Source organism: Leptolyngbya sp. CALU 1928 (assembly GCF_056784215.1).
Genome location: NZ_JBXBCE010000001.1, coordinates 1138860 through 1161069, shown reverse-complemented (window position 1 = coordinate 1161069; position 22210 = coordinate 1138860). Strand labels below are relative to the sequence as shown.

Here is a 22210-nt window from a genome sequence, read left to right as displayed (position 1 = left end):
TGAACCCTGTAGGTCAAGATGACATTGAGCCGATACCAGTTTTATCACCTCCTTAAATGGGTTGAAGAAATGGGTTGAGGGATTTCACCCAGCCAATTTGCAGTCGAGTGGTTGTGGAATTGCATTTGAACAACAGCTTAATCGGCAACCCTCTAGCTGTCGCTAGTCCTGAGATTGGAATACTTATTCAAGAAGTTGGGTTTTGGGTGAACAAAAGTTAAGGATACAACCCTAACTTGCATTGGCTTTTGTCTCAACTTTCGTTGAGTTCAGTTCAAGCTGAAGCTTGTATAGTAGGACTGCGCCCAATCGTGAACTTTCAGGAAAACTCTGTTCTTGCTTTAGAGGTTGCTATGGACACAGCACTGGCTCAACTCCACGATCGCCTCGCTGCGCTGGAACAAGAGAATGTACTGCTGCGATCGCGGCTCCAGTCGTGCGAACCGGAATCACTGCAACTCAGCGTTAGCAATGCTTCAGAACATCGCCTTTTAGAAGCTACGGCCCAAGTTGCTAGTGCTTTACTGACGATTTCGCCTTTTGACCAAGCCGTCAACACAGCTCTACAAATCATTGGCGAGAGTTTGGAGACTGATCGCGTAGCGGTGATCGAGAATTCTGCCCCTTCCTTTAACCCTGCATCTACAGGGTGGAAAGTGTTGTATGAATGGACTTCTCCTTATGCCACGCCACAGATTTCTCATCCTGACTTAGCACAAGGAACCTGGGAGGGCATTGAGGAGTGGTACGAGCGTTTGAGTCAAAATCAAAGCATTAGCTGTCTGCTGGAAGAAATGCCTGAACCGTTCCGAAGTGGGCAAGCAGAACTAGGATTGAAAGCGCTCTACGCTGTTCCCATTTTTGTCGAGGATAAGTATTGGGGAGTCATTGGATTTGATGACTGCCGTGAAGCAAAACGTCGCAGTCCAGCAGAACTGTCGGTATTGAAGATTGCTGCTGATTGTATTGGCAGTGCCATTCAGCAAGAACGTAATCAGCAAGCGATCTTTGCAGCGGAACAAGCGCAATCGGCGGAACTAGAGAAAGTGAATAAGGCGCTTAAGCGAACGGTCGATGTGCTGGCAATGGAAACAGACCTTGATCGCTTTTTAGGACAGGTGCTCCGAGTGATCGCGGATCAACTGGAAGCGCCGCTAGCAGAGTATTGGTACCATCCCGAACCCGCTAATCTTGCTTATGTAGGGCTCACATACTGGCAGGGGCAGATCCTCAAACCAGATGAACAGCCAGGGCATGTTGGCTCGTTTGGCTACCCTGTGCCAGCGGAAATGATTCAGCAAGAAAGCTTGCATCATCGCCGGAGCCACTTCATCACCGAAGATATGGTAACCAGTCCGCATCTAAGCCAGATTGCCCATGAATCTGGCTTAGATGCTGGCGCTTGGTACGGCTCGCGTGGGGTTAGCAGTGCCATCAATGTGCCGTTGCTTTTAGGTGACAAGACAATCGGGGCACTGATTGTCTTTTTTCCAGAGAGCCGTCCTTTCACTGAGCAACAAATCGAACTCACTCACGCCTTGGCACAACAGGTAACGCTGGCAGTTCAACTCACACGATTAGCAGAAGAAGCCAAACAAACGGCGATCGCTCGTGAGCAAGAACAAGCAGCTCAGCATCAGGCCGCAGAACTGGCTAGAGCCAACACTCTGCTACGCAATAGCTTAAGCGACCTATCTACCAATCCCAATCTCAACGATGTTTTGGGGCACTTGCTAGTGGAAGTCGTTCACTATTCGGGGGCGACCGTGGGGCACATCTTCAGCTATGATGCCGACCAGAACACCCTCAACCTGACTATTCGCTGCCAGGATGAGCAGCATTTTCCTACCCCTGCTGACGATGAACCGATCCTATTTCAAGCCCCCATTTCGGTTGAGCGTACCCTGATTTTTTCCCAACTTTGCGACCAGCCCAGGTTAGCTGTCCTTAATCAAGAAGACTTTGAAGGACAGTTGTGGCAAGATGTCCCAGAATGGTTTCAAAGCTGTGGTTATCGGGGCACCAGTACATGTGTGTTGATGGTTGGCGATCGCCCCTTAGGACTCTTGGCAATGGCGTTTCCACAGCCAGTCGCTTTTAGTTCAGTCGAGGAAGAATTGGTTCTGGCACTGGCTCAACAAATTGCCTTAGTGCTTCAACTAACAATCTTAGGAGAATCTGACAAGCAAGCAGCGTTAGCGAAGCTGAACGAAGTTCTTGCCCGTGAACAAGAAATCGCGGCTCAAGAACGGGCGGCGGAACTGGCAAAGGCAAATGAGGCTCTAGGACGCAGCCTGAATCGACTTGCCAACGAACGCAATCTGGATTCTTTTTTAGGACACGTTTTGCAGGAAGCCCTTCAAATGTTAGATGGAGCGATCGCGCAGATTTTTACGTATGACCCAGAATCCGATACGTTGGTGTCTTCTGTTGCTGTTGATTTGCAAGGAGAAGCTTTACCCGTGACAGGTTTGATGAGTAACTTGCCCATTAGTGAGCCTTTCCCTGCCACGGTTACAAAGGCTTGGGAACGAATGCTGAATCAACGCAGCCCCATTTACTTTGACCTTGACCGAGATGCATCTGACTATTGGCCTGGAACGCTCGATTGGCACCGTAACATGGGACATTCTGGCTCAGTCTGTACTGCCTTGATGATGGGCGATCAACCATTAGGCATGTTAGGTCTAGCACTGCGAGGTCGAATCGAGTTTACGGCTTCTGAGTTTGAGTTTTTTCAAGCATTAGGGCAGCAGGCGACATTAGCCATGCAAATGACGCAACTTGCAGAAGAAGCGAGACAAGCGGCAATTCTTAACGAACGTAATCGCATGGCAAGCGAGATCCACGATACCCTTGCTCAAGCCTTTACGGGCATTTCCCTTCAGATCGAAGTGGTCAAATCTCTGGTGCACGAAGAATCCCAAACCGTCCAGCAGATTCTCAAACACATGAGTCAACTGGCCGAAGCCGGACTGACTGAAGCGCGGCGATCGGTCTGGGCACTTTATCCACTTGCTGCTGAGTATGCAGACTTAGCGCAACTGCTCTACGAAAGCGTGGAACAAATGACTCGTAACACCTCGATCGTTGTTGAAGTTAATGTGCAGGGAAGCCCTTGTAGCCTGCCACCCTTCATCGGCATGAACCTGCTGCGAATTGGACAAGAGGCAGTTACCAACGCCCTGAAACACGCTCAGGCTGATACACTTGCCATCGAACTTGCCTATGACAGCGATCGTATTAGCCTCACCATCTACGACGATGGGCGAGGCTTCATCCCACCCACCACGCCCGACAACATCAACGGCGGCTTTGGACTGATCAGCATGTATGAGCGCTGTGACCGCATTGGTGCCCAACTGAGTTTATCTAGTCAACCAGGGCAAGGTACTCAAATTCTTGTCGAAGCACCGCTCAGTTAGGGAAAAGGAAAAGGGAGCAAAGCAATGAATATGCAGCAGAAAAAAAGCAATGATCAACCACAAACAAAACACCGCAAAGCTCGAACTCCGTTTTCTCTATCAGCCCGCTATCCTGCTAGCGCCCCCCAGTTAGCCATGAGTGATACCAACATTCGAGTCTTAATTGCCGATGACCACCCCGTGGTGCGATCGGGCTTAGCGATGATTATTAGTTATAGCGAAGGCATCGAAACGGTTGCCGAAGCCAGCACAGGAGTCGAAGCAGTCGAACTTTTTCGCCAACACCAACCCGATGTCGTGTTGATGGATTTGAAAATGCCAGAGATGGGCGGTGTGGAGGCGATCGCTGCCATTCGCCAAGAGTTTTCTGATGCCCACATCATTGTCTTGACTACCTACGACGGCGATGAAGATATCTATCGAGGACTGAGTGCTGGAGCCAGAGGTTACCTGCTCAAGAACGTGACCCATCAAACTTTAGTTGATGGGATTAGGCGCGTTCATGCCGGACAGCAATACATTCCGCCTGATGTGGGTGCCAGACTGGCAGAACGCATGAACAGTCCTCAGTTAACCGAGCGTGAACGGCAAGTGCTGCTGCTGCTGACAGAAGGCAAATCAAACCAGGAGGTTGCTGACGCACTCCACATCAGCGAAGGGACAATTAAGTTTCACGTCAATGGCATTTTAAGGAAACTGAATGTTAGCGATCGCACCCAAGCCGTTCTGGTGGCGCTCAAGCGGGGCATTGTCAATCTCTGAGACTTTTATATGCTGACGGAAACCAATGCCTATACACAAGACATTACCTTTTAACCTTTACCACTCAACCCCTCTGCAAGTTTGCCCCCGGACAAACGGGGTATTTTCATTATTACGGATTAACCCAAGCGAAGGGGGCACCCTCTCCAGTTCGAGTATGGCAACTCTCAAAACTGCAATTGAGCTTCATCCTGAGTCATCGGTTTGTTATAGAATTTTCCATCTGGTTCTTGATGAATGACCTGGGTTAATTCACCAATATCTATGCCTGCAAATCCACTGTCCCTAATCAGTTGAGCCACGATCGCTTTTGCATCAGTATTATCTCCGCAATAAAACAGTACATAGGGATCAGCGCGATGATGATCATTGGCAAGCGTCGCAGTCGGCAGAGTGTTGTAAGCTTTCACTACCTTTGCTTGTGGCACTTTCTGAGCGAGTTCCAGAGCCGAACTCACGTTTGGAACTCGTTGAATTTGGCCTGCATCGGTTCGGCTGTAAGGATTAGTAGAATCAATAATAATTTTGCCATTGAGTAAGCCAGCCGCTGCCAGAGCCTCGTCGGTTGCCCAGTAAGAAACCGCCAAGAAAATTATATCGGCGAAGCTGGCAGCCTCCGCGATCGTGCCTGCTCTGGCGCTGGCTCCTGCTGCTGCTACTAACGAAGAGAGCTTTTCAGGATTGCGAGAACTGAATAGAATCTCGTGTCCCGCTTTTGCCCACAGCGTTCCCACTGTTCCACCGATGCCACCTGAACCGATCACACTAATTTTCATTGATTAACTCCATTTGTTGAAAATTCTAGAGACGACGATTTGGGCTTTACTTACCTCGCCAACAGAGTGTTAATTTTGGTGTAAGGGATTAATGCAATCCTCTAACTTTTGTTCCTAACAATGCGTTAAATTTGCTCTGTTGCAGTGGACTTGCAGCAATTCATCTATCCTTCTTGTCGGCTAGGAACGCTACCGACACAACCAGCCGTTAGCGGTCTAGCTGGAGCAACGTAGGGAAATTCGGCTCTCAGATCACTGGGTGGCGGCACTTTGTTCTGAAGTAAGGTGTTGAAGAACAAGGTGTAAACAACTGTACCAAAATCATCTTTTAGTCTTCGCCCATTGATGCCCGCGAATCCAAAACTGGCTGGAAGGCTCGGATCAAAGGGAAGCACATCTGGGAAGAGCCAGTTTGCGACCATCTGTCCATATTTTGCAGGCTGATCGGTGCTGCCTGAAACCCGACAAATTTGAGTCACCAAATCCATTACTGGTTGAGCGAAGTTGTCGTAGTCGGTATCTGGATCGGTAGAGTTGTAGAGTAATGATCCTGCGGGGTTGTCATTAAACGTTGCAGCAAAATTGGGCTTGCCACAGCGATTCACCTGCGTCCAATGCCCATGATCGTTGGCTGAAACCGTTGCATAGAAGCCAAACGGCTCGGTTGAAATGAGATTAAGGGGTAGTTCAGCAACGATCGCTAGCACATTAGTTGCCCCCGTTGTGCTAGCTCCTGTGCTAAAACTCTCCGCATTCCATTCGTTATTTTGAATGGCCTGATCGAGACAAGCACGGGCAGCAACCGCATCTAAGAAGAATGGATCGCCTGCCAGTCCGACCCAAATACGTCCTACCTTGGCAACAGTCGCAATTTCATTCACGATTCCCAGTCCTAATGCCTCACCTGTAGCCTGAGGATCACGTGCTGCTTCGCCGCTCAGGTAGGTGAGCATCCAGGCTTGAGGTGAGGCATCTCCCTGAAAAATGAATCTGAAAATAGCATCAGCTTTTGCATCCCCATTGGTATCAAAGCGAAATTCGTAGGCTGTTTCGGGTCTAAAGGTATCCCACTGCGGTTGTCCAGTAAAAGGCGAAGGCAGTCCGGCGAGAGGTCTGAGCGTCATAATAGCGACAATTGTTTTGGGAGTGTCACTATTGAACAAATAGATATCGCAGATGTTGATGCGGCTATCTTGTCGAGATTCTGGCGAATCAAAATGATGGCTCATAGAATTGTTTTAACTGATGACTACTTAACGAAAAGTGCTTCGGTGCCTGTATACGGCAGTAAGGGAATGACTTCAAATTGCAGGACTCCTGCTTGTGCCATTGGCAACTGAGCAATCATTGCGTTGATTTCTTCTGAATTGTTTGCCTCACAGAGCAGCACGGCTCCACTTTTGTCGGCAATGTAATGGATGGAACGAAGATGATTGCTGGCGTAAAGCTCCCACGCCTTAGCGGCTTCTGGCTTCACGAAGGGTAAGACTTGTTCGATATTAGTTCCAGCAGTGATGCGTCCGATGACTAGAAATTGCATTCAATCGACCTCATTGATAGACATATTCAACCTGCCAAGTTTCAGGATCTTGGGTGTGTAGTTGCCAGTAGACAGCCGCGATCGCATCGGGATCAAATTTTGTTCCTGGTGCGATAGCTCCGCAAATGGTCACAGTCGCAATATGAACGCCGTCTGCTTTCAGTTCGTCTGCCAAGCCCAAGGCAAGGTAACGGAGTGCCGCTTTGCCGATTCCTAATGAAATCAGTTGTGGACTAGGATAGAGCGCTAGCCCACCACCCGTTAGTAAAATGGTTCCACTTTGTTGCTGCTGCATCTCAGGCAACACCTGTTGAATCGCAGTGATGGCTCCTACCGCATTGACTTTGAAGTCTTGCACTAAAGTCTCGGTGGTCAGACTCATCACAGAGTCTTGCTTGAGCAGGGCAGCATTGTAAACCAAGACATCAGGATGACCGAGCGTTTGATTGATCGCTGCAAAGGCTGTGGCGATCGAGTTGGGATCAGCCGCATCAACGCTAAACCCAGTTGCCTGAATTCCTACATCGTTCAAGGTTTTTGTATACTCAGCCAATGCTTCTGGGCGACGGGCTAAGAGTGCAAGTTGATAGCCTTCTCGACCAAACCGCTGGGCGATCGCTAATCCTAACCCTGCTCCTGCCCCCACCAAAGCACAAACCTTGCTCATCGGCTCACCTCACTCCACAATGACACGTCGATCGGTTCCGCCAAAAAGGTATCAGACTTCGCGATAAACTGCTTGAAATAGTCGGTTTGCTGATGAAAATTTAGGGCTGCCTGATTTTCCCAAACGACATAGAGCAGAATTGTCGCCTGATCATCCAGAGATTGGTGCATGATGTAAAGCTGACATCCGGCTTCTTGACAGCAATTCCAAATTCAAAACTTTGACAACTCGCTGAATCAGACTGGAGGATAAGGAAACACCTCGTGGGAGCACGGTGATGGAATCATTGCCTTTAAGTTTTGGGGTGTTGTTAGGCTATCTGCATCAAGCCATCAGTCGGATTGAAGACCCAAGGCAAGCGAGTAACGGCACCCGCTACAGCGTGAGTGACGCAATCTTGGCAGCGTTTAGCGTGTTTTTCATGCAGTGCGAGTCTTTCCTGGAGCACCAACGGCAAATGCAGAGTCGGCAGGGCAAGGATAACGCTCAAACATTGTTTGGGTTAGCTCAAATTCCGAGTACACCGCAAATCCGCAATATTTTGGATCACCTGGCTGCACCTGTCCTAACGGGTGTGTTTGAGCAGGTGTATCGAGGTTTGAGGCAAGGGGGATACTTGCAGGCATACCACTGCTTGGGAGGGCATTTGTTAGTCACCTTAGACGGGACGCAATATTTCAGTTCGCAGAAAATTCAGTGTCAGCAGTGTTCAACTCGAACGCATAAAAATGGGCGTGTGACCTATTTTCATAGCGCGATTCTACCCGTGATTGTCGCTCCTGGTCAGTCGCAGGTGATTGCCTTAGCCCCCGAATTTATCAGTCCGCAAGATGGGTCTGTGAAACAAGACTGCGAAGTGGTGGCGGCTAAACGCTGGATGCAGACCCATGCGGGGCAATTTGCCCAACACCCAATAACGCTGCTTGGGGATGACCTCTATAGTCGTCAACCGATGGTTCAGCAGTGTATAGAGCTTGGCATAAACTTCATTTTTACCGCTCTACCCGACTCTCACCCTGCCCTGTACGAGCGCTTGCACGTGCTTGAGGTTTTGGGGGCGCTCGAGACCCTAGAAATCCGGCAATGCCACCAGCGCACTCCAGCGATTTATCACTACCGCTATGCCAATCTCGTGCCGATTCGGGACACTCAACCCGCCTTGCTGGTCAATTGGTGCGAACTGGTCGTTACCCGGGAACACGACGCTCAGGTGCTCTACCACAATGCCTTCATCACCCACCATCGCTTGGGTCATACCACCGTTGCCTCAGTGGTCGCTGCTGGTAGAAGTCGGTGGAAGACCGAAAACGAAAATCACAATGTCCTCAAAACCAAGGGGTACCATCTCGAACACAACTTTGGGCATGGGCAACAGCATTTAGCCAACTTTTTGCTCACGCTCAATCTCCTGGCTTTCCTGTTCCATACAGTGCTTCATCTAGTGGACACGTCTTATCAGAAAATTCGCCACCAACGGGGCACTCGCAAGGGTTTCTTTCAAGACATCCTCAGCCTGACTAAGTATTTGCTATTCAATAGTTGGCAGCATCTAATTGACTTTATGCTCTCCGATGCAGACCCCTCTCCTATCACTGATTCCTCTTAAATTTTTGAATTTGGAATTGCTGGCCACTAAGGGAGGCTAGCTCGCTTAGAGTAGCAATCATGCCTAGCCAAAAGTTAAGCAAATTCCTCAGTAAAAAGTCAAAATTTGAGACTGCCTTTTGGTTAGTTTAAAGCCTGGATTTAAGGCAGTTTGCAACTTAAGTTAGACCTCATAGGATGAGAGCAACGAAAACGCACTTGTGATTGCTATGAGGCAGCCAAACGCAATCGGTAGTGTTACTCCCACATTGCGCGATCGCGATCATCTTTGTGGATCAAGCGATGCTCCCATTTTGCTGATTGATTACCAAGTTGGCACTATGGCATTCAGTCTTACAGGCATTGATGCAGTCAATTTCGAGAACAATTTCGAGAACAATACACTTTGGTTAGCCATTAAACCATTGCGGTTCCGCAAACCGTCAACAGACAAAACAGAGGACAATTAGTATGACAAGTCATAATCCCTTCGCAGAGCCATTGACACCCGATAATGCTGCAATGCTCTTGATTGACCATCAAGTGGGTCTTTTCCAATTTCTTCCCTCAGTTGAGCCACTGAAACTGAAGAACAACATCATTGCGCTCGCAAAAGTTGCTAAGCGGTTTAACTTGCCAACGCTGCTGACTACTAGTTGGTCTCAAGGTCCCAACGGACCAACCATGCCAGAGTTGGTTGAACTGTTTCCTGAGCACAAAATTATTGAACGCGACACCGTAAAATTCTGGGATCATGCCCCTTCTGCGGAAGCAGTCGAAAAGATGAATCGCAAGAAGAAGTTGATCATTGCTGCGCTAGACACCACTACTTGTCTAGCTTTTGCTGCAATTTACGGTGTCCAGCGAGGCTATGATGTTTACGCGGTGATGGATGCTTCTTCAACCTTTGATGAGTTGAATCAACAGGCTGCGATGATGCGAATGTCGGCTGCGGGTGTGGTGGTAACAACCTGGATTCCAGTACTGGCTGAACTTGCCAACAACACGGTCAAGAATGGGTTTCATATTGCTGATTTATTGGCTGAACACACGGGCAGCTATCACGGTGCTTGGAGTAACTATACTGCGACTGCTAAGACAGCGGATCTCGTGCAATCACAGTTGAACGAGGCACGAAAAGCATTGAGGTTATAGAACATTGCGGCTCAGTTTTTGGATACATAGTGGAAATCCTGGGTGCTAACCTCCAGGGTTCAGTGAGCATCAAATTAGCGGGAGTGCCATCGCTTGCTTATTCCCGGCTTAATGTATCTCAATTTTTTGAGAAATTGCTTTGATTGAACAGCGTAACCAACGATTTGCTTCATCTTGATTGCTCAAAGCACTCCATAGCATCGAAACCATCCATGTTTTTGTTTTGACTGGAAGTTCAAAAATTGTCAAATTGCAGACCATTGCCAACCGGAGCGCAATGCGACGGGGAAGCGCTGCGACTAGATCACTAGACGCGATCTCAAACGGCAAAACCGTCATATGCGGGGTTGTGAGTGCAATACGACGCTCTAAGTTTTGCTCACTCAATGCTTTGTCGATTTCGCCGATGGTATCTCGACGTAGGGTTGCAAGGGCATGGGAAAGCTGGGCAAAGAGTTTTAAACTCATGGTTTCCTGCTTCACAGCCGGGTGTCCTTGACGGGCAATTCCCACAAAGCGTTCTTCAAAGATGGGTTCCCATTGGGTTTGTCGGGGTGGAGCGGAAAAAACACCCAATGCCACATCGATTATCCCGTGTTCTAGCAAATCTCCAACGCTGTCCTTCTCAAATCCAATCATCTGAAAGTTGATTGATGGAACACATACGATGTAGCAGAAGCCATTGCACTGATATGAAGAAAACCTGGATTTCTGAGCGCCGCACAATTCAACTGCCTGGATTAACGGTCGATCGCCATACTTCAGCCCCAAATGAGCTTGAGTTTCCTGGATGCGACCATCATCTATTATGTCTTTTGTTGACTGATGGCAATCAACAAAGAGTGACTCGGATCGGTGAACAAGCCTCTGAAAAGCTTCAAGCCAAGGGGAGTTTTTGGATTTGTCCGGCTGGGATGTCAGGGCTTTGGGCATGGAACAGCACTGATCGGTCGCTGATGTTTGTGATTGATCCACTCCTTTTAAAGCAGACAGCGGCGGAAATGGGTGAACTAGACGCGAACAAGGTTGAGTTGCTCAGTACAATCAGTGCTGATGATCCACAAATGTCTGCGATCGCCCAGTTGTTTCAGGCAGACCTTGATACGTCTGGTATCGGTGGGCAACTTTACACGGAATCACTGATGCAAGTATTGATGGTGCATCTGCTTCGACAGTATTGTGCGCTTGAGCCGAAGATGCAGCCCAACGGTGAATTAACAACTCATCGGCTTCACCAAGTATTGGACTACATTCACAGCTATTTGGATCGACCGCTTCAGCTAGCTGAGTTAGCAGGCGTTGCGGGGATGAGTCAATATCACTTTTGTCGCTTATTTAAGCAATGGTTGGGTGTTGCACCGTATCAATATGTGCTCCAGCAACGGATGGAAAAAGCGAAAGATCTGTTGCGACAAAGGAAATACACGATCGCAGAGATTGCTCTGCAAGTTGGCTGTGCTGATCAAAGCCGTTTCGCAAAACACTTCAAGAAATATGTTGGAGTCACGCCAGGAATGTTTTTAAGCAAGTAACTCTCACAAATTGCAATAGCAAGAATCACCTAAACGCGCTTCAAGCTCAGCAAGAAACGTCTATCCCTCCTCTGCCAAGGCAGTGTATCCTCCTTCGAGAAATCAGTATAAGCAATCCAGGGAGATGAAATGATGACCTATGAAATGCTTTCGGCAGATAACGCTTGTGCTTTATTAGTTGATCATCAGGCAGGATTGATGCTGTTCACCGGAGATATCGATCCGGTACATTTGAGAAACAATTCCATTGCCCTGGCAAAGGTTTTGAAGCTACACAACATTCCGGTTGTTTTGACAGCAGCAGCAATGGGTCCAATGGGTCCTATCGGTCCAATCATCCCAGAAATTCGAGAACTCTTTCCTGATGTTGAGCCGATTTATCGCACCAAAATTAACTCATGGCACGACGATCGCATCCGGGGCGCGATCGAGGCAACGGGTCGCAAGAAAGTCATCGCCGCCGGAATCACGGCTGATTTTTGCATCGGGATTCCGGCTAAAACAATGGCAGACGAAGGTTACGACGTGCGCTTGGTAATGGATGCGTCGGGCAATTATTCCGAAATGGTGTTGCACGCCTCGATCGCCAACTTAACGCAGGCTGGAGTTAAGGTTTCCAATTGGCTCAGCGTCGCCTGTGAACTACAACAGGATTGGGCGATCGAACGCACCGCTAAAGGTTTGCTCGAAATTTACCAGCAGCATCTACCACAGTGGGGAATGCTAGAAATTACCCAAAACACCTGGAAGTCGATGCAGAGTCAGCCCACTGGCACAACTAAGTAACTGGGTTCAATCAAAGGTAAACGTAGCGCAGGCATCCCGGTTGTTAATCAGATGCCAGTGCTACTGTTTCCTTAGAAATTGCGTTAGTAGCATGTCAGAATCTAAGCACTGAAATGAAGAATGCCGCTATGTCTAAGAAACGACTTGCTAAAGGGTTGCTGGCTGTGGCTGCCCTTTCAACCTTGATCATTCCGATCATCACCGATGCCGTTTTTCTGGCGAATGCACACATGAATAATCCTGCCTGGTTGCCTCACGCAAAACTGCATTGCGCGATGTCATTTTTTGCGGCTGCTTCTCTGGGACTTGCCGCGTTAGCCATTCTAAAAGTTCGTCCTGTAAGCGATCGCTTTTCTATGGGACTTGCCGCGTTTCTTGGCTCTGCATTTTGGATCGGGCTAATCGCCTCTGGTCTGCTGCCCGGAACCTCTTATGGGTTTCTTAATGATCCGGTTTTGGGCAACGTGACTGCACCTCAAGTTGGCGGTATCTCGATTTATCCGAACGTGATAGCAGGTGTAGTTACCATTGCGATCGCGCTAGCAGGTTACTGGTTCGCGAATCAGGCAGAATCAGCCAATCAATACCGATGAAATGTAGCGATCGCTTTGATTAACTTATTCAACTAACAAAAATGACGAATGAAATGAAAGCAGTTCAAATTCATACGTATGGCAACCCTAATGTCCTGGTCTATGAAGATGCAGCGCGACCAGAACCCAAAGCCGATGAAGTCTTGATTCGAGTTCATGCCGCAGGCGTAAATCCTGCCGATTGGAAAATTCGTCAGGGCTTTTTGCAAGACAAGTTTCCCTTTCCCATGCCGCTGATCTTAGGCTATGACGTGGCAGGTGTGATTGAAGCGATCGGAGCAAATGTCACTACTCTGAAACCTGGAGAGCCAGTGTTTGCCATGCTGCCCTTAAATCAGTTGGGCGCTTATGCAGAATACGTGGTTGCTCAAGCCGCGATCGTCGCCCCAAAACCTGCCGCGCTCGATTTCGTCACGGCGGCTGGCATTGCCAGTATTGCTCTCACAGTTTGGCAAGCGTTGTTTGATTTAGCACAACTGCAAGCAGGACAAACCATTTTGATTCATGGCGCATCTGGCGGAGTGGGCAGTTTTGCCATCCAGTTTGCCAAATGGAAAGGTGCCACTACGATCGGCACAGCACCAACCAATCACATTGAATTGATTCAACAATTGGGAGTTGATCAAGCAATCAACTACAAAACAGAACGCTTTGAAGACAAAGTTTCTAACGTTGATGTGGTGCTGGATACGATCGGCAAAGAGACACGAACACGCTCCTGGCAAGTGCTGAAATCGGGTGGAATTCTAGTTTCAACGGAAGGAGCGGCAGAACCCGTTGAATCGCCCAATCCGGAAATTCGCGGTGTTCCAATTTTTGCTGAACCGAAAGATTTGGCTCAACTGCAACAGATTGGACAACTGATCGACCAAGGACAGATTCAGCCGCCTACAGTAGAACTCTTGCCGCTGGCAAAAGCCGCAGAGGTACATGATGCATTGCAAAACCAGCGTCGGCGCGGCAAGTTTGTTTTGCAAGTGGTGTAGCCGTATGACTTACTTCTGGTCAAGCTTGTTGTCTTCAAATATCTGTTGGTCGATCGCCAGCAGTTTTGGCATTAGCGTCTTCACACAAATCAGCATCATGCTGGCTGCACTACCCTCTAGGGCAAGTGAACCGCTGGATCAGCTAGAAGCTCCATCAACAGATGCCTTGAGCCAAGTCATCTCAGTTTCACAACTCGTCGATGTGCAGCCGACCGATTGGGCATTTTTGGCGCTCCAGTCCCTGGTTGAACGCTACGGCTGCATTGCAGGCTATCCCGAAAGCCTTTCAGGCACGCTTCGCGAACAAACTTTTCGCGGCAGTCAAACCCTGACTCGCTACGAGTTCGCGGCTGGGTTGAATACTTGCTTAGAGCGCGTTAGCGAGTTGCTGGCAACTAATACTCAAAGCCTGGTCTCCCGCGAAGATCTGGCTGTATTCCAGCGATTGCAGGAGGAATTTGCGGCGGAATTGGCAACGCTGCGAGGGCGAGTTGGAACGTTGGAAACGCGGACAGCAGGACTAGAAGCCCGTCAGTTCTCCACCACAACGAAGTTAACTGGACAAGTGATTGCTGCTGTGACTGGCGGTAGTTTTAGTGGCGATCGGATTCTTGCGCCTACGGGTGCGATCGTTACAGAGAAAGATCCTAATACTACTGTCATTTACCGAACATCTATACTCTTCAACACCAGTTTTCAGGGCACCGACCAATTGCAGGTGCGCTTGGTTGCTGGCAGCGAGGGTGCCAACGACAATGCCGCCGGGTTCTTGGAGCCGAACTTTGGAAGTGTGCTCGATTTTTCGGTTCCGGGTCGTCCTCAGTTCGCCCTTGGTCGCTTGTTCTACACTTTTACTCCCACTAAGGATGTCAGTGTGACGTTGGGTCCTCAAATTGTTGCCACGGATTATGTTGATCGCAATAGGTATGCGAACACCAGCTTTCTCGACTTTTCAACTCAAGCTTTAATCAACAACTTTCCGCTGTTTCCCCGCTCGGTTGGAGCAGGCGCAGTGCTCGATTGGCATCCAGAGAGAAGTGCTTTCAAACTACGAGCGGTTTACGTAGCGGGTAACGCTGCCAGTTTCAACACAAATGGTCAGCGGTATATTGAAGGTCCTCAAGCCCCTGCCTTGCTATTCCCTAATCGTGGTGGCAGTGGTGGCTTGTTTGGCGATCCCTATCTGGGAATTGTTGAGTTGGAGTACGCTCCCTCTACGGCGTTCACGCTCCGGCTTCAATATAGTGGTGGAAAATTTTTGGAAAGTCGGTTTGATGTGTTTGGGGCAAACGTTGAGGTATCGCTATCAAAACAGGTTGCTTTGTTTGGTCGTTACGGCAACGGGACTTACCTGAACACCACCGTCGGAAACCTTAACCCCCAATATTGGATGGCAGGAATTGCATTTCGAGATTTGTTTATGCCGGGTGCATTAGCTGGAATTGCGGCGGGTCAACCACTGATTGAGAGTAATGTTGGGAACGCAACTCAGACGAATTTTGAAGCATTCTACAACCTTCCTCTCAATGATAATATTCGTATCACACCGTTAGTTCAAGTGATTACAGATGCCGGTAATCAGGGGAGCAATGGTCCGATCATCACCGGAACCATAAGAACTGTGTTTTCTTTTTAAAGTCTTCTAGACATCGGCACAAATTATATGTCAATCAAACGACCGTTTGTTTGACGGTTGGGGTTTGTCAGGGCAAAGGTGCGTTTCAGCCTCCATACCCTGTAAAACAACTTGTCAATGAATCTATGTATCAAAACAGGGCAGGTTCAACGAGTTCTGATACAGTTGCAGCACATTAGAACTTCTGACCATGCTGATCGGGTATGAGAGAGTTTCGACAGATGACCAAAATCTGGCACTGCAAAATGATGCGTTGCAAGGGGCGGGGTGTGACAAAATCTTTTCCGACAGAATGAGTGGGGTGAAAGCCGATCGCCCTGGTTTGCGGCAAGCACTCAATTATGTGAGACCGGGAGACACTCTGGTCTTATGGCGACTTGATCGATTGGGGCGATCGCTCAAAGATTTGATTGCGCTGGTAGAGGATTTAGAGCGTCGGCAAATTGGGTTTCGTTCATTGCAAGAGAGTATAGCACTACGCATATACGTTAGGACAACACTTAAACGCGGCATCGACACACTCACGAAAGGTGTCAAACTCATCCCATCGTTGCCGCATCCAATTTTTGAGCACAAACCACCATCGCTCAATCTTGTTCAAGTCAGGAGAATGGCGGGAAGATACCAGAGTTCACATCCTGCCTTTGCCACAATTTCATTGATGTATTGAGAGCGGTGAAAACTGGCATTGTCAATCACAATCGCATTCCCGGGTTGCAATTGAGGCAGGAGGCAGTGCTCTAACCACATCTCGAACAAGTCTCGGTTGCAAGACCCTTCAAAGGTCAAAGGCGCAATCAGGTTTCCCTCGCACAAAGCGGCAATCCAACTGACTGGTTCGGTACGTTTGCCCGCCTTGAGGGCACAAAAGCGTTGACCCACCTCGCAGTAGCCATAGGGATACTCCTCTCGGTTATCAATGCCTGCTTCATCCACATACACCAACCCAGTGACAGACCTTGTCTTCAACTGCTCTTGAAAGGCTTGACGCTTCTGCTCATCGCGCTCTCGGTAGCCGTACGTCTTTTTTTTCGACTCAAACCCAGTTTTCGCAGCGCGTGACTGATGTTGTCTGCGTGACCCCTTCGCCCCATAACTTCGCCATCTCCCCTTGAGTCTTGCCTCCATGGGCTTGGGCAAACTCACAAGAAACCGTTGCCAGTCCGTGATTTTATGTCTATTTCCCCGCTGATAATGGGTAATAGCTTGGCAGGTCCAGTTTGTTCCTGTCGCTTCCACCACAGGTCGAGCGTGTTGCGGCTGATGTTCAGCATTCGGCTCACTTCGCTTTTGCGGACTCCACGCTCAACCGCAGCAGTTGCTTTTTGGCGTAGGTCTTCACTATAGGGGGCAGGCATTGATATTGCTTGATGGGTTTCTTTCCTCTAGTATAAGTCCTAATATAAATGTTTAGGGCTATACCCCTGACCGTCACTCTGAGTAGAAATTATCTAGAATAGGGTTAAGGTTATCCAGATTAAATGATCCATGCCTGCCTCTAGAACCGCTCGACCGACGATTCGCTTTGTAGATGAATACTGCCAACTGTATGAGGGATTATTCCCAGAAGTGCAAAGCTGAAGCCTTCAAACTGTTGCACTTGGGGATGGTTAGCGAGATTAAACGCAAATCCTTACCCGCCATTGCCAAAGCAGTGGGCTTAGACAATCAACAAAACATGCATCACTTGCTGACGGAATTATCCTGGCAGGTGCAGCAGCTACGCCAGAAACGACTGGAGTTAACCCTCAAGGTGCTGGGTGGTCGCTCATTGATATTACTGATTGATGAAACCGGAGATTGCAAGAAGGGAAAAAGCACTGATTACGTCAAACGGCAATACATTGGCAACGTCGGTAAAAAGGAAAATGGCATCGTGGCTGTCACGGCTTATGGATTAGTGGATGGCATGATTTTGCCGTTAAGCTTTGAGGTGTATAAACCCCGAGAACGACTCAAAAAGAAGGAGAGGAGTACTCCAGTAAACCGCAAATTGCCGCAAGGATGATTCGAGACCTGCAAGCCCTGGGATTTCACTTTGAGTTGGTGCTTGCCGATAGCTTGTACGGAGAAAGCAAGGTGAACTTTGTCCATGTGCTTGATGAGTTGAAACTGCCCTACATTCTGGCGATTCGTAGCAACCACGCTCTGTGGTTACCGCAAGAGCAGGAGGTGTATCAGGAGCCGTGGCAACCGTTTGAACGCACCTTTAGCAATGGCACCACCGAAGTGCGCTACATGGCAGAGGTGATTTACGGCAAACGGCACCGCAAGCAGTATTGGCTTTTGACCACTGACCGTGACACCTTGCCAGACAATTCCACTTCCTTTGTGATGGTCTGTGCCCCAGACATCAAACTCAAAGAAATTGGAGACCACTACGGCTTTAGAACCTGGATTGAGTATGGACTCAAACAAGCCAAAGACGCACTCGGTTGGGCAGACTTTCGCATGACAAGCTATGAGCAAATTGAGAAGTGGTGGGAGATAGTGATGAGTGCATTCCTCATGGTCAGTTTGTTTGCCGACCCGTTCAATGACTCATGCCCCCTCGCCCATCAACGATTTACAGGGCATCCTTGGTGGGATAACCAAAGCGGTTGGAAGAATTTATTAAACAACCTACGTTTAGTCATTCAACCTTTAGTTTGTTTTAACTGGCTTAAACAGTGGTTGACGGTTTTTCCCATTGCATCACTCCAGTTAGGGTTTGAACAACTCACGCAGAAGATGAATGAGTTTATCTGTCCACTGGTGCATCGGCTAAATTTACAACTTATCTTTTCCTCTGCTTAAAGTGACTAATGAGGGATACCGAAAAGTCAAACCCTCGATCACCCAAATCCAGACTAGACAAATACTTCCAATCAATCCGACTGCGAACCGCTTCTGCCGCCTGACGATCCGTTAAATCTTCTAGAAATTGCAGCACACAAATCAGGGCCAGTCGCCAAGGACTGATGGCAGACTAGACCTCTTGCGTAAATGTAGGTAAGCAGCTAGAACAAGGTCAAAGAGGAGGAATTATGACCTACGAGCAACTTAGCCAACTTAAACCGGGAGCGTTCAAACGTCGCTGTGGAGTTCACCTTGGACCCGCGTGCGCATTTGAACAGAAAGTTGCAAATTTTCACAAACTTCGGCAGGTGATTCTCAGTTAACTTCGGCACTCAAATCTCACAAATTTCGGCACCCAAAATTCAGTTAACTTCGGCAGGTAATTCTCACTCAACTTCGGCACCCATGACTACACTGCACTGGTTCAGTCAATCAGGAGTGTGGAAGATGGGCAAGACAAACGGACAAGGAGGATTACTGCGAATGGCAAAATTTCGAGAAATCTTGCGGTTGCATGAGTTGGGTCACAGCCAATGTGCAATTGCCCAAAGCTGTGCAGTTGCTCGCTCTACGGTGCAAGACTACATTCGACGAGCGACGGCAAAAAACCTGAGCTACGAGCAACTCAGACACTTGGGTGACAGCGAAGTCAAAGACCTGCTGGGTAAAGGCAAACGTAAAGCGAGTCGGGAGGGAGAGGCGATTGACTTTGCCCCCCTTGCGGTGGAACTAGGACGCAAAGGGGTGACGCTCGCCCTGCTGTGGCAGGAAGGGTTAGACAAAGGACAGTGGCAAATGAGCTATGGCACCTTTTGTCGGCGTTATAACCAGTGGCGGCTGCGTCAGAAGTTGAGTTTGCGCCAGGTGTACAAGGGGGGCGAGAAGCTATTTGTGGACTATTGTGGGTTGAGCGTGCGGGTGACTCATCCCCAGACCCGGGAAGTGGTTGAGGCTCAGATTTTTGTGGGGTGTCTGGGAGCGAGCAACTATACGTATGCGGAAGCGACTCCAACGCAGGAATTGACGCACTGGATAGGGGCGCATGAGCGTGCCCTATCCTTCTTTGGCGGAGTGCCAGAGTGCATCGTGCCGGACAATCTCAAGTCAGGAGTCACCGACCCATGTCGCTACGAGCCAGAGTGAGCCGCAGTTACCAAGAGTTTGCCGAACATTATGACGTGGCGATCCTGCCTGCGCATCCCAAGAAACCACGCGATAAAAGCAAGGTGGAAAAGGCGGTGCAGGAAGTGGAACGGCAAATCCTCGCCCCGCTGCGGCATGAACAATTCACCAGTTTCAGTGCGCTCAATGCGGCGATTCGAGAGCGATTGGAGCGACTCAATGAGCGCGTGATGCATGGCTATGGAGTATCCCGGCGAGGACTATTTGAGCAAGTGGACCAAAGCGCCCTCAAGCCCCTACCGACTCAACCGTTTGTATTTGGACAGTGGAAAAGCGCCAAGGTCGATCTGGATTACCACATTGAAGTGGAGGGACATTATTACTCCGTCCCCTACACGCTGGTGGGTCAGGCAGTTCAAGTCAAAACGAGTGAGCAGTTGGTTGAGGTTTTTCACCAACACCAACGGGTTGCCGCTCATGAGCGCTCTCGGGTGCGTTATCGGCATACGACGGTGCCTGAGCACATGCCACCGGAGCATTTAGCTTACAAAGGGCAGTCAAAGGAGCGATTTCTCGCCTGGGCAGAGGGCATCGGTCCTGCCACGCTCGTTCAAGTGCAAGCCATCTTCGAGTCCAAAGCTCACCCTGAACAAGCCTTTCGCGCCCTCAAAGGCATTCAACGATTAGTTGGACGCTTTGACTCAACCCGACTCGAAGCCGCGTGCCGACGAGCCAATACTCTGGGACTCGTGGGGTTGCGCCGGATTCGCAACATCCTCGAAACTCAACTCGAAACGGCCCCGTTGCCAGAATCGGCACCCCTGTCTGAAGTCAATCAACACGCCAATGTCCGAGGTTCCCAATACTATTGCTAAGGTCGCCCACATGAATCCATCGACCGTTGAACAACTCACAGCGCTCCGCCTGAGCGGGATGCTCGAGGCCTGGAGCGAACAACACACCAGCGCCACGTATCACGAACTGAGCTTTGATGAACGCTTCTCATTGCTGGTTGAGCGAGAACATTATCGGCGCTTTCAACAACGTCTCCAACGCCGCCTCAAGCAAGCCCAACTCTCCACTACCGCCTCAGTTGCTGATATTGATTTTTCAGTTCCGCGTGGTCTGGTTAAATCCAAGTTCCTCGAACTTGCACAGGGACAATGGGTGCAAGAGCATCTGAACCTAGTCGTGGTCGGCTGCAAGACAGGCATGGGCAAAACCTTCCTCTCTTGCGTCTTAGCAAACGGTTGTTGCACCTTGGGGCATACCGTGCGCTATTTGCGGAGTGCCGATCTGCTACTGGAATTCAAACTTGCTAAAGCCGATGGCTCATTCCCGAAACTCCAACGTCAACTCGCCAGTTTGGGTGTGCTGATTTTTGATGATTGGCTGCGCGACCCACTCCTGCCTCAAGATGCCCGTGACTTGCTGGACCTGCTCGATCTACGGTATCGCAAAGCATCATCTCTATTTGCCACTCAGATTCCGGTCAATCAATGGCATCAGCAGATTCAAGACCCAACCTTAGCGGACGCGATTCTCGACCGCATTGTCCATGACTCTCTGCGACTGGTGCTCAAGGGGGAATCAATGCGAAAGCTTACCAGCAAAATTGCACCTCAGTTGGAGAGTGCTTGATGCGATCTCACGCAAAAATCTTATTTCGATTTGTGTCATTGACGGTTACTTGGATGCGATCTCACACACGATTAAGGTGATAAATTCACACCTGCCGAAGTTGATGAAATTACCCTGCCGAAGTTGGGTGAGAATAGGGTGCCGAAGTTAGTAGAAATTCAGTGGAACCTGAAAATACAGCAAAAGTTACGGTTTCGCTTGAAAGCCTTTCCCTACAAGCTTTTCAGGCATACATTTAGATCAACATATTTGGGAGAGAGAAAACGTATGCTAAAACTCTTTGAGAATCAGGTACACCGTTGATCGTCCGATACCTAGTTGCTTTGCTATCAAATGTCAAGCATCTTGCCAGGAAATGACAACTACTTGACGGGTGCATAGGATCGCAAGAACTTCATCGAGCACTACAAATAAGCAAAGATAAAAACCAACATTCGACTAAAGCTGCATCAAGTTAGCAATGCAGAGACCCGTAGAAAGAAACAATCGCTGTAGGGTGATAACCAGGATCGAAATGACGATCAGGATCAAAGTGACAATTGAGATCAGAATGACAACTAGGATCAGGAGACGGGCTGAGGCTGGAGTGCTGCGGTTGCAGCTTTTGCCGACTTTGCGGTTGCCGATTGTTTGCGGTAACTGTCGGCTTGAATGTCCACAATCAAAGCATGATGCACTAAACGGTCAACCGCTGCGACGGTCATCATCGAGTCACTAAAAATCGCATCCCATTGGCTAAAGGGCTGATTGGCAGTAATCAGCAGACTCCTGCGCTCGTAACGATGAGCGATTAACTCAAACAGCACACTCGTTTCGGCTTCTGACTTTTTGACATAGCCCAAGTCATCGAGTATCAGTAGATCAAAGCGGTCAAGCTTTTTGAGCGCACTCTGCAATTGCAACTGCAACTTTGCCTGCTGTAACTGCTGCACCAGGGCAATGGCAGAGTAGAACTTAGACCGTTTACCCCACTCGACAATGCGTCGGGCAACCGCTGCTGCTAGATGAGTTTTGCCGACACCACTGGCACCGAAGAGCAACACGTTTTCCGCCCGTTCCAGCCAGGTTGCATCGTCTGCCAGTTGCATTAAGGGTGCAGCATTGAGTTTGGGGCAATGAGCAAAGTCAAAATTGGCAAGGGTTTTGGCGTTGGGCAATTGGGCTGAG

19 protein-coding genes and 5 pseudogenes are annotated in these 22210 nt (G+C 49.1%); 15 read left to right on the top strand and 9 right to left on the bottom strand.

The genetic code is table 11. The annotated features are described in order from the left end of the window. Positions 1-353 precede the first annotated feature (353 nt). Together AC1S5B_RS05430 and AC1S5B_RS05425 are read left to right on the top strand one after the other, a co-directional pair. Complete coding sequence (locus AC1S5B_RS05430; protein WP_482034674.1) at positions 354-3425, top strand: GAF domain-containing protein; 3072 nt, start codon at positions 354-356, stop codon at positions 3423-3425. A gap of 24 nt (positions 3426-3449) precedes the next feature. Continuing rightward, positions 3450-4187: a response regulator gene (locus AC1S5B_RS05425; RefSeq protein WP_482034673.1), complete on the top strand. Its 738-nt coding sequence runs from the start codon at positions 3450-3452 to the stop codon at positions 4185-4187. Between the two features lie 167 nt (positions 4188-4354). Here the strand turns inward: AC1S5B_RS05425 and AC1S5B_RS05420 are convergent, their stop codons facing one another. The 5 genes from AC1S5B_RS05420 to AC1S5B_RS05400 form a co-directional block, all read right to left on the bottom strand. Next, entirely contained in the window at positions 4355-4963 is a 609-nt protein-coding gene (locus tag AC1S5B_RS05420; protein ID WP_482034672.1) for an NADPH-dependent F420 reductase, read from the bottom strand. A 164-nt stretch (positions 4964-5127) separates the two neighbouring features. Then, positions 5128-6192: a DUF4331 family protein gene (locus AC1S5B_RS05415; protein ID WP_482034671.1), complete on the bottom strand. Its 1065-nt coding sequence runs from the start codon at positions 6190-6192 to the stop codon at positions 5128-5130. Positions 6193-6212: 20 nt separating this feature from the next. Beyond that, the gene (locus AC1S5B_RS05410; RefSeq protein WP_482034670.1) at positions 6213-6503 is read right to left on the bottom strand and encodes a muconolactone Delta-isomerase family protein; all 291 of its coding nucleotides are present in this window, start codon (positions 6501-6503) and stop codon (positions 6213-6215) included. 10 nt (positions 6504-6513) lie between these two features. Further along, positions 6514-7170, bottom strand: coding sequence for an SDR family NAD(P)-dependent oxidoreductase (locus tag AC1S5B_RS05405; RefSeq protein ID WP_482034669.1), 657 nt, complete (start codon positions 7168-7170; stop codon positions 6514-6516). After that, a complete protein-coding gene (locus AC1S5B_RS05400) occupies positions 7167-7382 on the bottom strand; it encodes a putative quinol monooxygenase (RefSeq protein WP_482036599.1) in 216 nt (71 codons plus the stop codon). Before AC1S5B_RS05400 ends, AC1S5B_RS05405 begins: the two co-directional genes overlap by 4 nt. Positions 7383-7477: 95 nt before the next feature. Between AC1S5B_RS05400 and AC1S5B_RS05395 the strand changes: the two are divergent. From AC1S5B_RS05395 to AC1S5B_RS05385, 3 genes and pseudogenes are all read left to right on the top strand, one after another. Further along, positions 7478-8692: pseudogene (locus AC1S5B_RS05395) on the top strand (ISNCY family transposase); the annotation flags it as partial. 292 nt (positions 8693-8984) lie between these two features. Further along, positions 8985-9224, top strand: a complete 240-nt coding sequence (locus AC1S5B_RS05390) for a hypothetical protein (RefSeq protein ID WP_482034668.1) — start codon at positions 8985-8987, stop codon at positions 9222-9224. Position 9225: 1 nt separating this feature from the next. Further along, positions 9226-9909: an isochorismatase family protein gene (locus tag AC1S5B_RS05385; protein ID WP_482034667.1), complete on the top strand. Its 684-nt coding sequence runs from the start codon at positions 9226-9228 to the stop codon at positions 9907-9909. A 108-nt stretch (positions 9910-10017) separates the two neighbouring features. Here the strand turns inward: AC1S5B_RS05385 and AC1S5B_RS05380 are convergent, their stop codons facing one another. Continuing rightward, complete coding sequence (locus AC1S5B_RS05380) at positions 10018-10635, bottom strand: LysR substrate-binding domain-containing protein (protein ID WP_482034666.1); 618 nt, start codon at positions 10633-10635, stop codon at positions 10018-10020. Between AC1S5B_RS05380 and AC1S5B_RS05375 the strand changes: the two genes are divergently transcribed. The 6 genes and pseudogenes from AC1S5B_RS05375 to AC1S5B_RS05350 all read left to right on the top strand — a co-directional run. Beyond that, complete coding sequence (locus AC1S5B_RS05375) at positions 10602-11441, top strand: helix-turn-helix transcriptional regulator (RefSeq protein WP_482034665.1); 840 nt, start codon at positions 10602-10604, stop codon at positions 11439-11441. The genes AC1S5B_RS05380 and AC1S5B_RS05375 overlap by 34 nt on opposite strands. Positions 11442-11570: 129 nt before the next feature. Continuing rightward, the gene (locus AC1S5B_RS05370; RefSeq protein WP_482034664.1) at positions 11571-12227 is read left to right on the top strand and encodes an isochorismatase family protein; all 657 of its coding nucleotides are present in this window, start codon (positions 11571-11573) and stop codon (positions 12225-12227) included. Positions 12228-12355: 128 nt separating this feature from the next. Next, complete coding sequence (locus AC1S5B_RS05365; protein WP_482034663.1) at positions 12356-12820, top strand: hypothetical protein; 465 nt, start codon at positions 12356-12358, stop codon at positions 12818-12820. 41 nt (positions 12821-12861) lie between these two features. Then, entirely contained in the window at positions 12862-13806 is a 945-nt protein-coding gene (locus tag AC1S5B_RS05360) for an NADP-dependent oxidoreductase (protein ID WP_482034662.1), read from the top strand. A 4-nt stretch (positions 13807-13810) separates the two neighbouring features. After that, on the top strand, positions 13811-15442 hold the full coding sequence (locus tag AC1S5B_RS05355; RefSeq protein ID WP_482034661.1) for an iron uptake porin: 1632 nt from the start codon (positions 13811-13813) through the stop codon (positions 15440-15442). 190 nt (positions 15443-15632) lie between these two features. After that, positions 15633-15902, top strand: a pseudogene (locus AC1S5B_RS05350) (recombinase family protein); the annotation flags it as partial. A gap of 15 nt (positions 15903-15917) precedes the next feature. Here AC1S5B_RS05350 and AC1S5B_RS05345 read toward each other — a convergent pair. After that, positions 15918-16800 (bottom strand): annotated as a pseudogene (locus AC1S5B_RS05345) (IS630 family transposase). Between the two features lie 191 nt (positions 16801-16991). Between AC1S5B_RS05345 and AC1S5B_RS05340 the strand changes: the two are divergent. After that, positions 16992-18238, top strand: a pseudogene (locus AC1S5B_RS05340) (IS701 family transposase). Here the strand turns inward: AC1S5B_RS05340 and AC1S5B_RS05335 are convergent. Continuing rightward, a pseudogene (locus AC1S5B_RS05335) lies at positions 18228-18407 on the bottom strand (transposase); the annotation flags it as partial. The pseudogenes AC1S5B_RS05340 and AC1S5B_RS05335 overlap by 11 nt on opposite strands. A 278-nt stretch (positions 18408-18685) precedes the next feature. On the opposite strand from AC1S5B_RS05335, the gene AC1S5B_RS05330 reads away from it, so the two are divergent. From AC1S5B_RS05330 to istB (AC1S5B_RS05320), 3 genes are read left to right on the top strand one after another with little or no spacing between them, the layout of a single operon-like run. Continuing rightward, positions 18686-19423 carry a transposase gene (locus AC1S5B_RS05330; protein WP_482034660.1) on the top strand — a complete coding sequence of 246 codons (738 nt, stop codon included), beginning with the start codon at positions 18686-18688 and terminating at the stop codon, positions 19421-19423. After that, complete coding sequence (locus AC1S5B_RS05325) at positions 19402-20277, top strand: Mu transposase domain-containing protein (RefSeq protein WP_482034659.1); 876 nt, start codon at positions 19402-19404, stop codon at positions 20275-20277. Before AC1S5B_RS05330 ends, AC1S5B_RS05325 begins: the two co-directional genes overlap by 22 nt. Continuing rightward, the gene (gene istB / locus AC1S5B_RS05320) at positions 20249-21043 is read left to right on the top strand and encodes an IS21-like element helper ATPase IstB (RefSeq protein ID WP_482034658.1); all 795 of its coding nucleotides are present in this window, start codon (positions 20249-20251) and stop codon (positions 21041-21043) included. Before AC1S5B_RS05325 ends, istB (AC1S5B_RS05320) begins: the two co-directional genes overlap by 29 nt. Positions 21044-21606: 563 nt before the next feature. On the opposite strand, the gene istB (AC1S5B_RS05315) is transcribed toward istB (AC1S5B_RS05320), so the two are convergent. After that, positions 21607-22200: an IS21-like element helper ATPase IstB gene (istB, locus tag AC1S5B_RS05315; protein ID WP_482034657.1), complete on the bottom strand. Its 594-nt coding sequence runs from the start codon at positions 22198-22200 to the stop codon at positions 21607-21609. Positions 22201-22210: the final 10 nt, after the last annotated feature.